General features: G+C 56.4%; 9 protein-coding genes. 6 read left to right on the top strand and 3 right to left on the bottom strand.

Features of this window, described 5'->3' with window-relative positions; all coding sequences use genetic code 11:
* Nucleotides 1-451: 451 nt before the first annotated feature.
* Both FE784_RS28820 and FE784_RS28815 read right to left on the bottom strand, forming a co-directional pair.
* Nucleotides 452-2,266, bottom strand: a complete 1,815-nt coding sequence (locus FE784_RS28820) for a hypothetical protein (protein ID WP_139605717.1) — start codon at nt 2,264-2,266, stop codon at nt 452-454.
* 18 nt (nt 2,267-2,284) lie between these two features.
* Nucleotides 2,285-3,391: a hypothetical protein gene (locus FE784_RS28815; RefSeq protein WP_218103831.1), complete on the bottom strand. Its 1,107-nt coding sequence runs from the start codon at nt 3,389-3,391 to the stop codon at nt 2,285-2,287.
* Between the two features lie 236 nt (nt 3,392-3,627).
* Between FE784_RS28815 and FE784_RS28810 the strand changes: the two genes are divergently transcribed.
* Both FE784_RS28810 and FE784_RS28805 read left to right on the top strand, forming a co-directional pair.
* Complete coding sequence (locus FE784_RS28810; RefSeq protein ID WP_139605715.1) at nt 3,628-5,928, top strand: helix-turn-helix domain-containing protein; 2,301 nt, start codon at nt 3,628-3,630, stop codon at nt 5,926-5,928.
* 23 nt (nt 5,929-5,951) lie between these two features.
* Nucleotides 5,952-7,553 (top strand): extracellular solute-binding protein, encoded by a 1,602-nt coding sequence (locus FE784_RS28805; RefSeq protein ID WP_139605714.1) that lies wholly within the window; start codon nt 5,952-5,954, stop codon nt 7,551-7,553.
* Between the two features lie 69 nt (nt 7,554-7,622).
* Here the strand turns inward: FE784_RS28805 and FE784_RS41195 are convergent, their stop codons facing one another.
* Complete coding sequence (locus FE784_RS41195) at nt 7,623-7,778, bottom strand: hypothetical protein (protein ID WP_176706596.1); 156 nt, start codon at nt 7,776-7,778, stop codon at nt 7,623-7,625.
* A 105-nt stretch (nt 7,779-7,883) separates the two neighbouring features.
* On the opposite strand from FE784_RS41195, the gene FE784_RS28800 reads away from it, so the two are divergent.
* From FE784_RS28800 to FE784_RS28785, 4 genes are all read left to right on the top strand, one after another.
* Nucleotides 7,884-8,822, top strand: coding sequence for a hypothetical protein (locus FE784_RS28800; protein ID WP_139605713.1), 939 nt, complete (start codon nt 7,884-7,886; stop codon nt 8,820-8,822).
* Between the two features lie 93 nt (nt 8,823-8,915).
* Entirely contained in the window at nt 8,916-9,800 is an 885-nt protein-coding gene (locus tag FE784_RS28795) for an SDR family oxidoreductase (protein ID WP_139605712.1), read from the top strand.
* 173 nt (nt 9,801-9,973) lie between these two features.
* A complete protein-coding gene (locus tag FE784_RS28790) occupies nt 9,974-12,121 on the top strand; it encodes a PAS domain S-box protein (RefSeq protein WP_139605711.1) in 2,148 nt (715 codons plus the stop codon).
* A gap of 311 nt (nt 12,122-12,432) precedes the next feature.
* Nucleotides 12,433-14,244 carry a right-handed parallel beta-helix repeat-containing protein gene (locus tag FE784_RS28785; RefSeq protein ID WP_139605710.1) on the top strand — a complete coding sequence of 604 codons (1,812 nt, stop codon included), beginning with the start codon at nt 12,433-12,435 and terminating at the stop codon, nt 14,242-14,244.
* Nucleotides 14,245-14,341 lie beyond the last annotated feature (97 nt).

Below are 14,341 nucleotides of genomic sequence, written 5' to 3'. Positions count from 1 at the left end.
ATAGACCCGGGAACATGCCGGGAGTCGAAAGGGCGAGCGCTAAAGGTCGGGCTTGCGCACGATAGGACCGTCAGGGTGCAGTTCCTGACGTTTTTTTCTACAGTGTAATTCGCGTACAGGAGTGCGTGTACCGCATGATCGGTAAAGGCGGGCTTCCTATGTCGGCGCCTTGCGGGAACGCAGATCCAACAAATACCGGAACTGGAGTACGCTATTGACCCGAGTACTCGTGTCGATTTCAAAATAACGGAGAATCGTTCCTTTATTCAGTAGTTCACGATCATTTTCACCCCGAAAGCTCGATATAGCGGAAGCCTGTTCCGTTATCTTCAAATGGGCAACGGAATTGGGGATAATAACGGAATACAGTTCCTCTATTTACGGGCAACGTCATGTCATGCCGATCAAAAAAGCCTCCGGGCTGTATGCGGATCAGGCGTCGTAGTTTTTTTTACGGAACGGCTCCGAGCATAGGGCTCAAATAAGGATTGGCCGTAAACTGGTCGGCCTGATAGACGAAAATGCCGTCTACGCCCCGGGCCGTATAAGCATCGATCGCTTCGGCCAGCTGTTTCGGGGTATGGTGCATCGTCATCGCCCCGATACGGGGATCAGACGACAGGAAGGCGGTCCAGCCGTCGATGCATCCGTACACCTTGATTCCCGTGCCGCGGCATAGACGGATGTAAGGCTCGACGGAAGGCAGCGGAAAGGTCGTGTTCAGGTTGGACGGAATCAGCCCGTCGACGAAACCCTCGAGCACGCACGCCTCCATCCCTTTATAATAGTGCCACTGGTTGGCCGGAAAGCGTATCTTCAGCTCCCGCTTCTTCCCGTCCACACGATCTTTTCGATCCAGCATTCGCTTTGTGCTCCCTATTACTTCGATAAGCGTTTCCGGCGTTTGGTGGAGACAGTGGCGCATATAGTCGAGCACGATCCCGTCCAGATCGTAGCTGTCGATCAATTCCCCGATGAGGCGCAGGGCGTATTCCCGTACTTCCGGTGAGGCGTAGTCGAAATCGCTGCCCCGGATCAGCTCCGGATGCTCTCTCGTAAATTTCTCCGAAAACGTCGGATTCCACAAATAAGGCCGGTTCATGCCGATGCAGGAGGTGATGCGGACATCCCGTCCGCGCGCATATTGCAGCGTCTCCCGCAAAATATCGCAATTTTGCGCCAGCTTGACGAAATCGTCGTTGACCGTATTGTCGTCGGCTTTCGCGGCCATGTCATAGCTCTCCAAAAATTCGCTGCGGTGCAGCACCTTCGAGCCGATGCGGGCCGTTTGGCAAGCGATCTCGCGCGGCCGCACTCGAAGAAATTCCTCCAGCATATGCCGGTTCATCGTATCTGCGTCATGTATGCCGCCGATGACCGCATAGCTCAGCGGTTCGTAGTATAAAATCAAATCATCGATTTGCCGTCTGCCATATTGGGCGGCCGATGAATGGACCGGCACCGCGTCGGGCTCCCGGCAAGGCACGAGCTTCACATAGGAAAGATAGCCGAAATCGTGATGGCCGCCTGGCGTCCGGTGCGTCGCGGCGATTTCCAGGCAATCTCCGTCTCTCAAGCGGCGTCTCGCCCAGTACAGCTCTACGTTATATTTTCCTTCGGGGCCGGCCGTATAGCGGGAACCGTTGCCCTCGAAGCGGGAGTAAGGCTCGTCGCCGATCTTGACGAGACAGCGCAGCCCCCCTTTGGCGATGCCGAAATAAATGTCGTACAAGCCTTCCGCGGGCAGCGGAATTTGCAGCGGGAGCGGCGGTTCGCCGTCCTTGTCTTTTTTCTTCAAGCATAAGGCCGAGCCAGGCATCGCCGGGACTACATCCCATCTGCGCTGCTCCGGGATCGGTTCTCCGTCGGGCCGGTTCTCCGCCCGCCGTTTCCAATCCGCCACGAACACGACGCCCTTCCGGCCGATGTGCAGTCCGCATTCCTCTTCATAGCTGTCCTCCGTCGTAATGAACGACGCCTTGAGCTTGACGAAGCCTTCATATTCGCCGAACTGGATGTAGGGATTCCAGAAAAGGCTCCGGTCGGTGTTGCCGTCGAGCCGTACAGTACCGATCGTCTGTCCGTCGTTCCATAGAAACGTATTCCCGTTCAGGACCGATTCCGGGTCCAAATCGGCGTATAGGGAGGCCGGTTTCCACGAGCTTCCGTCCTTGCTGCATTGAATCCGGCAAGCCGTGTAAGGGCGGCCGGGCCGGAGCCTTATTTCCACCAAATGATAGTCTGTCTGTCTTGCCGTCTCGATCATTGTAAGGATGCCTCCTGCCTATTGGGCGGTACCGTTCGCGTCTTTCCAATGGCCGTCATGCGACCACAGCGGCTTGCCGAGCGTCGTATCGAATATCATCGTGCCGACCGGAAGCGTCGATGGATCGGGTCGACCGGTCGACGCGAAAGCTCCGCCGGCGACGCCGTTCGCGAACGAGCCGGTTCCGGTTGCCGATAACCGGACCGCATCCGCGGCTGAATTGGACCTCGTAATGACGAGATCTCCGTTGTCGTCCTCCAGCTTGAATTTCCTTTCGTTCGTTTTCGTTCTCAGGATGAGGTATACGTCTCCCCCGGCCTTCGTCTGCTGGATCAGAAACTCGGTGTCCGCCTGCCGGCCGGCGAACGTGAATTCCTTCGTCGGCGCGTTGTTGTTGAAGCCGAAGTATCCGTTCGTCTTCAATATCGTAAACATCGTGGTCAGTCCGGTTCCGCCGTTTATGTTATTGCCGACGATTTTGAAATGGCTGAGCTGGTCGTCGGTGCCTCCGGCAATCGAATTCGTGCCTTGCCCGATCCCCCAGTTCACCTTGCCGCGGTTGCCGAAAAAGACCGTCGCCTGCCGGTTGTTGGAAGTCGCGTTATTGTGCATGAGCGCTAGAGCCGGATGGTGGTTGCCCATAAGCCATGTCGTATTGCCGTCATGCTGGCCGTCCGACTCGTTGCCCCCCGTGCCTGAGAAGTAGCGGACCTGCATGCCGTCGCGGGACAATGGATTCGTGCTCGTCGCATACGTCGAGCCTTTCGAATAGTCGATAACCAAAATGTCGGTGGAAGTCGCGGAAAAATCGGGATGGGTCGATACCGTGTTCCGCTTGTAGCCGTACTCGATGTTGTACGGTACGACGAGCACGCCCCCGCCCTCGGCGTCGATCGCCGCGATCGCATCCTGCAGCGCCTGCTTGTTCTGCGCGGGCGTATTGGACGGCGAAGCTCCGTATAACGTCACCTCCTTGTAAGCCGTATTGCCGTAGGTCGAGACGGACACGGACGACTCCTTCTCCTTCTTGCCCTTATCGGCATAAGCGGTCAATCCGGCAAATCCCGCTGCGAGAATGCAGCCTGCCAATACGAGCGAAATCGGTTTGGCCATTTTCATGTTCAACGCCGTTCCCCTTCCTTTCGTTCCTGCGTTGGATTGGACTTCAATACCATCATAGAAAGCCGGTCTGTCCTTATAAAGCGTATGTTCCGAATTCCGGTATACGTTTTTCCGTTCGGGCAGCAACTAGTTTTAAGGTGCGGTATCCGATTTTAGGCAGAAGCTTTCTAGCCCTCCGCCGAGCTGTTATAGTAATAAGGTGAAGCGAGGCAACCAACGTTCGGAGGGATTCCCACATCATGCTGCGTCGAAAAAGCGTATTCGTCACCATTCTGATCTCCTACTGCCTGCTGCTCGTTATACCGCTTACCGCAGGCTGGATCGGATACCGGATTATGGAGAACGCCTTGACCCGCAACGTCAATCGGGCCAACTTCGGGATGCTCGAGCAGGTACAGCAAACGGTGGACGGCCGACTGCGGGAATTGGACCGGATGATGCTGCAGCTTGCCATGAATACGGATGTGCAATGGCTGCTGCACAATGCGGAGAGCGATTACGGGACCGTCCAGATGCGATCGATCAGTTTAATGAAAAGCTTGAGCGGTCTACTGAATGTAAGCGATTTCTTCAACTCCGCTTTCATTTCGTTCAGAGAGCGGGACATGGTTGTTACGCCGACGGCGCAAACCGGACATGATTTGTATTTCAAGCGCATCCAGCAGTTCGGTCAATCGGGAGAGCTTAGGATGCTGCTGGCCGAGCGCAACTATAAATCGTTTCTGCCCGCTGTCGAAGTGATCGACAACGGTTCGACGAAGACGATGCTCGCTTATGTGCAGTCTCTGCCGCTGGACGAGACGGCGAATCCGAAAGGCTCCGTCGTGTTTCTTGTCGACGAGCAACAAGTTATCGAACTGCTGAAGCGGGTCGAATGGAACGGCAACAGCTTGAACTACGTTCTCGATCAAGACGGGAAGGTGATCGTCTCGACGCCGGAACGCAGAGAGCTGGCGGCGGATATTCGGACCCGACTGTCGACTGGCCGCGATTCGTTCATGCTCGAGCACGAGGGAACGAGCATGATGGTATCGTTTACGACGGGAGAGAACGGGTGGAAATACGTGTCGGTCGTGCCGAAACATATCGTCATGAGTCCGATCCGACAAGTCAAAACGTTGTTTCTGCAGTTGTTCTGCTTCGGCGCGGCAGCCGGTCTTGCCGTTTCCTGCATGCTGGCTTACCGCAATTACAAGCCGGTGCGGGACATGATCCGTGTCATTACGGGACGCAAGAGCGGCTCCGGCGCGGACTCGATGAACGAGTACGATTACATCCGCAGCGCCTTGATCCGCTCGTTCGACGAGGAGCGCGCGCTTAAGCAAACGATCGAGATGCAGGCGCCGATCATCCGGGCCAATTTCCTGTCCCGATTAATCAAAGGGAACGTCGACGTATCGGTGCTGGATCGGGAGTCGTTGGAATTTATGCAGGTAAAGCTGGATTACCGGACGTACAGAGTCGTGCTCATCGATATTGAAGACGGCAGCAAATTCATGATAACCGAGACGGAGCGCGAATGGGCGCTGCTCCGGTTCATCGTCGCCAATCTGAGCGGCGAGCTTTTGCAGGGCAACGGCTTCGTCGTGGAATTGGAGCGGAATCGGATCGCGGTATTGGAGTTCGGGGCCGAGGACGGAAGCGATGACGCGTGGATCGTCGAGCTGAAGCGGGCAGTGGAGGAAAGGTTCCGCATGAGCGTCGCGATCTCGGTCAGCCCGACCCGGGACAAGCCGGAACATATATGGAGATGCTATACCGACGCTTTGCTTGCTTTGGACCGCCGCATGCTTCAGGGTACGAACGACATTTTGTACCACGCGGACCCGGCATCGGGGAGCCGGTCGATTTACCGGTATCCGCCTGAACTGGAAGTTCAACTGATCAATTACGCCAAAACCGGAGATTACGACAAGGCGGAGAGTCTGCTTGGCCAAATCGTCGACGACAATTTGACTGACGGCCGACTTTCGCCCGAGATGGGCCGGTTTCTGTTTTTTGACATATTGGGCTCGCTGCTCAGAGCGGTGCATGCGTCGGATGGGGGGCAAACGCCCCCCGAAGGCTTCGGCGATCCGATCGCTTATTTCGTCGACTGCTCTACGGCGGAACAGATGCTCGAGCGGCTGAAGGGGACGCTTCGCGAAATATGCGCCTCGGCCAAAGGAGCGCGTACCGACCAGGGGGAGCGGCTGTATGCCGGCATCGTGAAATTTATCGGGGAGCAGTACGGAAACGGGAATTTGAGCCTGACGTTGATCGCCGACTATCTCGGCATTACGCCGCAATATTGCTCCGCGTTTTTCAAGAAGTACGGCGGCGGCAACATCTCCGATTACATCGCGGAATACCGGATCGCCCAAGCGAAGACGATGCTCGCGGGAACCCGGCTTACGATCGGCGACATTTCCCGCAAGGTCGGGTATGCGAACCATATCGGCTTCGGCCGGGTTTTCAAAAAAATCGAAGGCATTACGCCGGGGCAGTACCGGGAAATGGCCGAACGGGAGAGAACGTCCGATGCGGCCGCGTCGCCGTAGCCTATGGAAAGGGGAGTGCCGCCATGAAGAGGAAACCGTTCGTCCCTTTGCTGCTGGCATCCGCCCTGGCGGCCGGAGCGATAGGGGGCTGCAGCGAATCGTCCACGGGCGGGAAGGGAACCGCGGAAACGGCTCCCGCCAAGCATACGAACTATCCCGAAGCTTTGACGTATTGGGTTCCGATGACCGCAGGCGTGGCGGCTACGATGAAAAGCTTCAACGAAATAGCGGCTTACAAGGAGATGGAGCGTATAACCGGTGCGAAGGTCGACTTCCGGCATCCGGCCATCGGGCAGGAAAAGGATCAGTTCAACTTGATGATCGCTTCCGGGAACTTGCCGGACGTCATCGAATATGTATGGGCCAGCGTTCCGAAAGGACCGGATAATGCGATCAAGGAAAAGCGGATCATCCGCCTGAACGAGCTGATCGAGAAGCACGCCCCCAACCTGTCGAAGGTGCTGAGAGAAAACCCCGAGTTCAAGAAGCTGGCGACGACCGACGAAGGCAATCTGTATATGTTCCCTTATTTCGCCGACGTCCCCGATGCGCTCGTCTACAACGGTCCGGCGCTCAGGCAGGATTGGCTCGACAAGCTCGGCCTGCAAGTGCCGGCTACGCTGCAGGAATGGGAGAGCGTATTGACCGCCTTTCGCGACAACGATCCGAACGGCAACGGCAGGAAGGACGAAATCCCGCTTCTGTTCGACGTCAGGGTGATGAATTTCGGACACGCTTTTGTAGGCGCGTATGGAATTACTTCGGTGTTCTATCAGGATGCCGGCACAGTGAAATACGGTCCGATCGATCCGAGGTTCAAAGACTTTCTCGCGATGATGAACCGGTGGTACAAGGAAGGCTTGATCGACAAAGACTATGCCACGCTCGACCAGAAGCTGAAGGATGCGAAGATGACGGAAGGTCTCGTAGGTTCGATGGCGATGAATACCGGCTACGGAATCGGGACGTACACGTCCATCATGTCGAAGACCGACCCGGGCTTCAAGCTGGTGGCCGCTCCGTATCCGTCACTTGAACCGGGCGGCCGGTCGATCGGTCATAAGGAAAGTTCGTTTAACGGCCGGGGAGCCGCGATCTCCGCGACGGCGGAGCAGCCGGAGAAAATCGTCAGGTGGCTGGATTACGCGTATAGCGAGGCAGGCCGGCTGCTGTTCAATTTCGGCATCGAGAATGTCAGCTACAGGCTGGAAAACGGGTATCCGAAGCTGACCGACCGGATCACGAATCATCCGGACAACCTGAGCATGGGCTTGGCCATAACGCGGTATTCGCACGGCACTTTCGCGGGGCCTTTCGTATACGATAAGCGGTTCGCCGAGCAATATATGCCGATGCCGGAGCAGAAGCATGCGGTCGCCGTCTGGACGAAGGCGGATCATTCGAAGCTGCTGCCGCCTTTTACGATGAATTCCGGACAAAGCTCGAAGCAGACCTCGATCATGAACGACGTAAACGCCTATTTCGATGAAATGGTCAACAAGTTTATTATGGGCGTGGAGCCGATCGACAACTTCGACAAGTTCGTGGCGACAATCCGTAAAATGGGCATAGACGAGGTAATCCGGCTGAAGCAGGATGCGCTCGACCGGTTCGTCAAGAGATAGAGCGATACGGCAGCTTAGCAAAACAAGCCCCGCTTCTCGCGAAAGAGGCGGGGCTTTTCCCGTTCGCGCTCAGAACGGCGCGCTATCCGGGGCGATATCGATGCGGCCGTCCCGTTCCATATCGGTCGGGTCGTCGTTTTTGTCGTTTATTCTCATGCCGAGGCGTTCGTGCGCGGACAAATCCTCGCCGACGTCACGTTGTACGGCTTCCTCCCGCTTGTCCATCGTTTTCCTCCTTTCCTTTTCGAGCATTAGCTTATCCACGGGCGGGATGAAACATACCGGAAGTCAGTCTCGTAGTATGTAACATAACGGATCGGAGGGATCGCGATGTGGGAAACGTTGAACCGGAGATTGGCCGAGGCGAATGAGAAACGGCAGCACAAGCTGAAATGGGAACGGAGGCTGAATGAAGTGCAGGCGCGAATCCGGGAGCTGCAAAAAACGTTGCCCGCGCTGGAACTTCGGCTGGAACGGGAAAACCGCGACGTGGAGCAGTTGACCAATCTGACGATGACGAATTTGTTCCACACGATTTTGCGAAGCAAGGACGAACAGCTGGAGCTGGAGCGCCAGCAGGCGCTGCACGCCGCTTTGAAGCTGCAGGAAGCGCGGGAACAGCTTGCAACGCTTGAGCTCGAGCGGAGCGAGGCGGGGACGGCGCTGGCCGACGTGCGATTCGCCGAGGACGAGTACGAGGCGCTGCTGCGCGAGAAGGAGGCGAAGCTGCTGGCCCATTCGACGGAATCGGCCCGGCTCATCGACGAGCTTGACGATGCGGCTCTCGAATGCGGCATGAAGCTGGGCGAGCTGCGCGAAGCCGTCGATGCGGGCGGAAAGGCGCTGGCGCTGCTGCGGGAGGCGGAAGCGAGCTTGGACAAGGCGGAAGGCTGGGGGACATGGGATATGATCGGCGGCGGCACGATCAGCACGTATATCAAGCACGGCCATATCGATGACGCCCGCGCCGTCGTGCAGGAAGCGCAGCGCAAACTGAGGCTGTTCGAGAAGGAATTGGCCGACCTCGACCGCCGTTCGGATATTCATATCGAGATCGGCGGGTCGTTGGAGTTCGCGGACTACTTCTTCGACGGGCTCATTACGGACTGGATCGTGCAAGGTCGGATCGAGCGATCGCTCGAACAAGTCCGGGGCGTTCGGCAAAATATGGAGCGAATCGTTTCCGGGCTGCGTCGCGAAGTAAGCGCGGCGGAAGGCGAGCTCGTCTCGCTGCAAGCTAGAAGGGCGGCGCTGATCGAGAAAGCATGAGCTTTCAATATGACAAAAGGTGTCGTCAGTGGCGGGTATACTAAAAGAGTAAAGAAGGTGAACATGAATCGAATACAAGGAGTGAGTCGAAAAATGAGCAGCAACAAACCGCTTGCGGGAAAAGTAGCCGTAGTGACCGGAGCGACGCGCGGGGGAGGCAGAGGCATAGCCGTCATGCTGGGAGAAGCCGGCGCGACCGTATACGTAACGGGACGCAGCGTCAAGGGCAATCCCGCGACGGACGGAAGAAGCGAGACGATCGACGAAACCGCCGCGCTGGTGAATGCTAGAGGCGGCATCGGAATAGCGGTCCGAACCGACCATACGGTGGAAGAGGACGTGAAGGCGCTGTTCGGGCGCATCGGCCGAGAGCAGGACGGAAGGCTGGACATTCTCGTCAATGACGTATGGGGCGGGGATTCGTTGACCCAGTGGGAGACGCCGTTCTGGGAGCATTCGTTGGACAACGGGCTGCTCATGCAGCGGCGCGCCGTGCATTCCCATATCATCACGAGCCATTACGGCGTCCCGATGATGGTCGCCCGCCGACAAGGTCTCGTGATCGAAGTGACGGACGGCACCGATTACCGGTACAGGGGCACGCTTTATTACAGCTTGGCCAAAGTGTCGACGATCCATTTGGCGGAGGGGATGGCGGCCGACTTGAAGCCGCACGGCGTGACGGCTCTGGCGCTCACTCCGGGGTTTCTTCGCTCCGAGGCGGTACTCGATCATTTCGGCGTATCCGAAACGAATTGGCGGGATGCGGTAGCCAAGGACGTGCACTTCGCGCAGTCGGAGACGCCTTATTATATCGGCAAAGCCGTAGCCGCTTTGGCAAGCGACCCGAATGTTGCGGCCAAGGCGGGAAAGGCACTTATGTCGGGGGACTTGGCGGAGGAGTACGGCTTCACGGATGTCGACGGCTCGCAGCCGAACTGGAACGCGTACTACAAACGAACGTTTGAACGGCAGTAAGCGGCGTCAAGACGCTTGTCTGACATCCGACATGCAGCGAGGCAACGCGTGGCGGGAGAAGTAAATGGGGAAGATTTCTGACGGCTTCGACAATATTCGAGCATGTTCCTTCGGATCTCCTGATACAATGAAAGCGCTACTCTGAACTCGACGGTCCGAAGGAGCGCGTTCGCATGCTAATGATTGCTCAAATTCATGACGGTTGGCTTATGGTTCTGTCTTATGTGATCGCATTCGCGGCTTCTTACACGGTAATTACGCTGATCGGAGAGATGAGTGTCCACAAAGACCGTCTACGTCTGTTTTATTCGGCGTTTACGACCGGAATCGGCTTATGGGCGGCCCAATTTTTCGCCATGATGGCGTATCGGACGCCGCTCTCCGCGAACCACCATTTCTACGTTTTTCTGTTGTCCGCGGCCGTGCCGTTTTTCGCGTTTTTGGCCGCCTTCAGCATTTTATCCGATACTTCTCCGAGCTCAAGCAAAGGACGGCTTGCGGCGGGAAGCCTCGTTGCGGGGACAGGCGTATGCGCCATGCACTTTGTAGGCGTGCATGCCATCCATTTGCAAGCGGATTTGACGTACGATTCCGTGTGGATTTTTGTCTCATGGGCACTGGCCGTAACGGCCTCTTACGTTTCCTTCCGGCTGGCATACCGGTTCAGGGGGAACAGCCATGGGTGGAAAGCGCTTTGCTCGCTTATCATGGGACTGGGAGCCGTGGGAGTCCATTATATGGCCATGAACGGTACAACATTCCGCTATGATCAACCGATTGACAATACGCCTATCGTTGCCGTTTCGGATATGTTCGTTGCCAGCACGGTCGGCATCGCAGCGCTGTTCCTGTCCGGGATCAGCGCTATGTCGCTGCTCGTCAACCGGCGGCTGCGGGCGGCCGAGCTGAAGTACAGCTCGTTGTTCGAGCAAAGCCCCGAGCTTGTCATCGTCGCGGACAACCAGGGAAAGGTGCTTCGCTCCAATCGCAGAGCGCTGGAGGTCGCCGGATATGAAGCCGAGGAAATCGTCGGCCGGAACTTGCTCGAATTCGTTTGCCCCGAGGATTTGGCGTCAGCCCAAGAAAGCTTGGACAAATCGTTGGCAGGTCAAGGGCACTCGATGGAAATCGGCATTATAAGCAAAACGGGCAGCCGAAACGATGTCAGCGTATCGTCGATTCCGATGCTCGCTGACGGCGTTTTGCAAGGCGTCTGCATCATTGTGAAAAATATTACATTGGACAAAATGATGAAGGAACAGTTGCGGCAGCTGACCGAGCGTCACGAGCTCATCCTGAACACGATGGTGGAAGGGGTATACGGTTTGGGCGCGGATAGAAAGACCGTGTTCTGGAACAAAGCGGCAGAGGAGATGACCGGCTACTCTTCGGCCGATCTGATCGGTCTGGAAGCGCACGATCTGATCCATCATACGCATTCCGACGGAACGACCAGCAAGCCGGAGCATTGCGCGATTTTTACCGCGATGAAGGAACGGAAGCAGGTTCATATGCCGGATGAATTGTTCTGGAGAAAGGACGGGAGCAGTTTTCCCGTGGAATATACGGTTAATCCGATCGTGTCGGCGGGCTCGGAGACGGCGGCAGCCGTAGTCACTTTCCGCGACATCACGGAGCTGAAGCAGGCGAGGGAGATGATCCGGAGATCCGAGAAGCTGACTATGGCCGGGGAGCTGGCAGCCGGCATCGCCCATGAAATCCGAAACCCGCTTACCGCGATCAAGGGCTTTATCCAGCTTATGAAAGAACGGATGCCCGTAAGCTACTACGATATCATATTGGCCGAAATCGGACGCATCGAGCTCATTACGGGCGAGCTGCTCATGCTCTCGAAGCCGCAGGCGGTGGAATATCAGCCGACCTATGTCCCCGTTATTCTCGACCATGTCGTTACCTTGCTCGAATCGGAAGCGATCATGCATGACGTACAAATCGTCCGAAGCTACGAAGGGCCTTCCCTGCAAGTAAGCTGCGATCCGAACCAGCTCAAGCAGGTTTTTATCAATATGGTGAAAAATTCGATCGAAGCGATGCCCACGGGCGGCACGATTACGATCGAAGCCAAAGCAGACCGGTCCGACATCGTAATCGTCGTTCGCGATGAAGGCGTGGGGATTTCGGAGGATAAAATCCGGATGCTCGGCCAGCCGTTCTATACGACGAAGGAAAAAGGAACGGGGCTGGGCATGATGGTCAGCTTGAACATTGTCGAAAATCATGGCGGGCGCGTCAACGTAACGAGCGAGCCCGGTCTCGGTACGGAAATCCGCGTGTTTCTGCCCTCATGCCTCGCCTCCTGAGTGAGGCCGTCCGGCGCCGTCGAATAGCCGCTGCCGGACATTTAGCGGCACGTGAGCGCATGCGGGTAAGCAGCTGCCGCTCACGCTAGCCACCGCTCACGCAGCCACCGCTCACGCAGCCACCGCTCACGCTAACCACCAGTCGATTTCAGGCCGGTGGTTTTCCGTATGGCTTCATCGCATGTGAAATTCGGCTTTCCGAAATAGCAAAAACATCTGGCAGAAGGACAAAGCCTGACCATAGGGTCTCCCTCTATAATGGCAGTAGGCGTCGAGCAGTCGCCGACAATAGAGGGGAGGAATGAAGCAAGATGTCCGATTTTCTTAAGCATGCATCGGATGCGAGCGGCGGAGCGGAGTCGGCCGTGCACGCAGACAAGCAAGCCGCGTCATGGAGTCGCAGAAAAATGCTGACCGCTTTCGGTTTGACCGGAGTTTCGCTTGCGGTAGCCGGCGTGGCACGGGGGCTTACGGCTTCCGCAGACAGTTCGTCCGGTGTGACAGCCTCGGTATACGGGGGGATGGGTCCGGAACCGATCTTGGATTTGCTGGGTGACCGGATTGTCCGCAGATCAAGCCTTGCCGAGCTTCGGGCGCTGACCGTAGCGGAACCGGATGCGATTTATTTTGTGAGCGATTACATGCGGGAAGGGCACTTCTATTATGATCCCGCCGACACCGCATCCCCGGACAATATGGGAACGATTATCGTATCGTCCGGCGGAGCGAGATTCAAGCGGATCGTGAGCAACCGTATCGTGAATGTGCAATGGTTCGGAGCCGTCGGGGATGGCGGCACCGACGATGCACCGGCGATTCAGGCTGCAATCGATGCGATCCCTTCGGAAGGAGGCACGCTGTTTTTTCCGCCTACCTCCGCTTTTTATGCTTTGGAAACATCCGGGCTCGTTGTGGAGAATAGGCACAATATCACGATCAGCGGCTTTGGAGCAACCGTCAAATTTAAGGCCGGCGTACCCGACATTCAAAATACGAACATGCGATTCAGCAATTTTCTCTTGAGAAATTGCAGACGCATTCGAATCGAAGGGCTGATCGTTCACGGCAATTTGTCCGGCCGGACGGCCCATGCCGGAGCGGAAAGCTTTCATTCCGCCATCAGTCTGTTAGGCTGCGCGAATGTTCACGTCTTTCAATGCACCGTCACGGAAGGGATGACGGACGGCATTTATCTGGGGGGCATCAACATTCCGGGAACGCCTTCCTCCGTACAAGTAAACGAAAACGTTCTGATCGACTTTTGCACGATCACTTATTGCCGTCGGAACAATATATCGGTTGTCGCCGCAGACGGGGTCACCATATCGAATTGTATCGCTACTCATGCGGGACAAATCCAGGGGACGGCCCCGAGAGCGGGAATCGATGTCGAACCGAACAAAACCCGGTACGGGACGAGCAAAAACGTTGTTTTGCTCAACAATACAGTGAAAGACAACGCGGGGACATATGGCGTCACGTTCGGAGGCAGCGGCACGGAACGGGCTGTCGTCGAAGGCAATACGATTTCCGGCCATACGACCGGATTGAATTTCAATAACAATAGCGATGCGCCTTACAATACCGATGTGCGGGTTCTGAACAATACGATTCGCAACAACTCCACCGGCATGCGTGTTGTGGGCGAGAACGTAGAACGGATCAGCGGCAATTTGTTCTGCGACAACCAACTCATCGGACTGACTTTGCTGACGAAGACCAACGGCATTCAAATTCAATCCAACCGGTTTGTGCGCAACGGCACCTATGGCATCTCGGCCGGGTACCCCACAACGACGCCATCGCCTAACAACGTTGCCGCGATTTATATGACGGATAATTTGTTTCAGGACAATGTCGATGCCGAAACGGTCGGGACCGCCGGCGGCGCCTCCGTGCGGCTCTATGTAAAGGATGAGCACGCGGTTGTCGTGTTCAATGATAATATTCAGCTTTCCTCGGACGGAGCGGTTAACAAGATGAAGGGCGTTTTTTTGAATCAGCCGTGCATCGCCAGAGCCAACGGCAATTTTGCCAAAAACTTGCTGGATAACGAGCATCCGCATGACGGATTTGGCGGAGTCGGCAATTATTCCGCAGACGCTCTCGTTCCGGAAATGTAGCCCCGGCGTAAGATGAGAACCGGCGAAATAGCGGCGAAGCTCAAGCGAGCTGCAAACAAAATAGGGATGGCAGGCGCAATAGCGGCATTGCTTGTAG

It is taken from the genome of Paenibacillus hemerocallicola (genome assembly GCF_006265175.1).
Lineage (GTDB): Bacteria > Bacillota > Bacilli > Paenibacillales > NBRC-103111 > Paenibacillus_AB > Paenibacillus_AB hemerocallicola.
Note: the sequence above shows the minus strand (reverse complement) of the source record. Positions and strands in the feature narration are given on the sequence as shown.

Bases quoted from the DNA above. Each gene is read 5' to 3' on its own strand.
- FE784_RS28820 (WP_139605717.1), bottom strand. From the start codon at position 2,266: ATGATCGAGACGGCAAGACAGACAGACTATCATTTGGTGGAAATAAGG.
- FE784_RS28810 (WP_139605715.1), top strand. From the start codon at position 3,628: ATGCTGCGTCGAAAAAGCGTATTCGTCACCATTCTGATCTCCTACTGC.
- FE784_RS28805 (WP_139605714.1), top strand. From the start codon at position 5,952: ATGAAGAGGAAACCGTTCGTCCCTTTGCTGCTGGCATCCGCCCTGGCG.
- FE784_RS41195 (WP_176706596.1), bottom strand. From the start codon at position 7,778: ATGGACAAGCGGGAGGAAGCCGTACAACGTGACGTCGGCGAGGATTTG.
- FE784_RS28800 (WP_139605713.1), top strand. From the start codon at position 7,884: ATGTGGGAAACGTTGAACCGGAGATTGGCCGAGGCGAATGAGAAACGG.
- FE784_RS28795 (WP_139605712.1), top strand. From the start codon at position 8,916: ATGAGCAGCAACAAACCGCTTGCGGGAAAAGTAGCCGTAGTGACCGGA.
- FE784_RS28790 (WP_139605711.1), top strand. From the start codon at position 9,974: ATGCTAATGATTGCTCAAATTCATGACGGTTGGCTTATGGTTCTGTCT.
- FE784_RS28785 (WP_139605710.1), top strand. From the start codon at position 12,433: ATGTCCGATTTTCTTAAGCATGCATCGGATGCGAGCGGCGGAGCGGAG.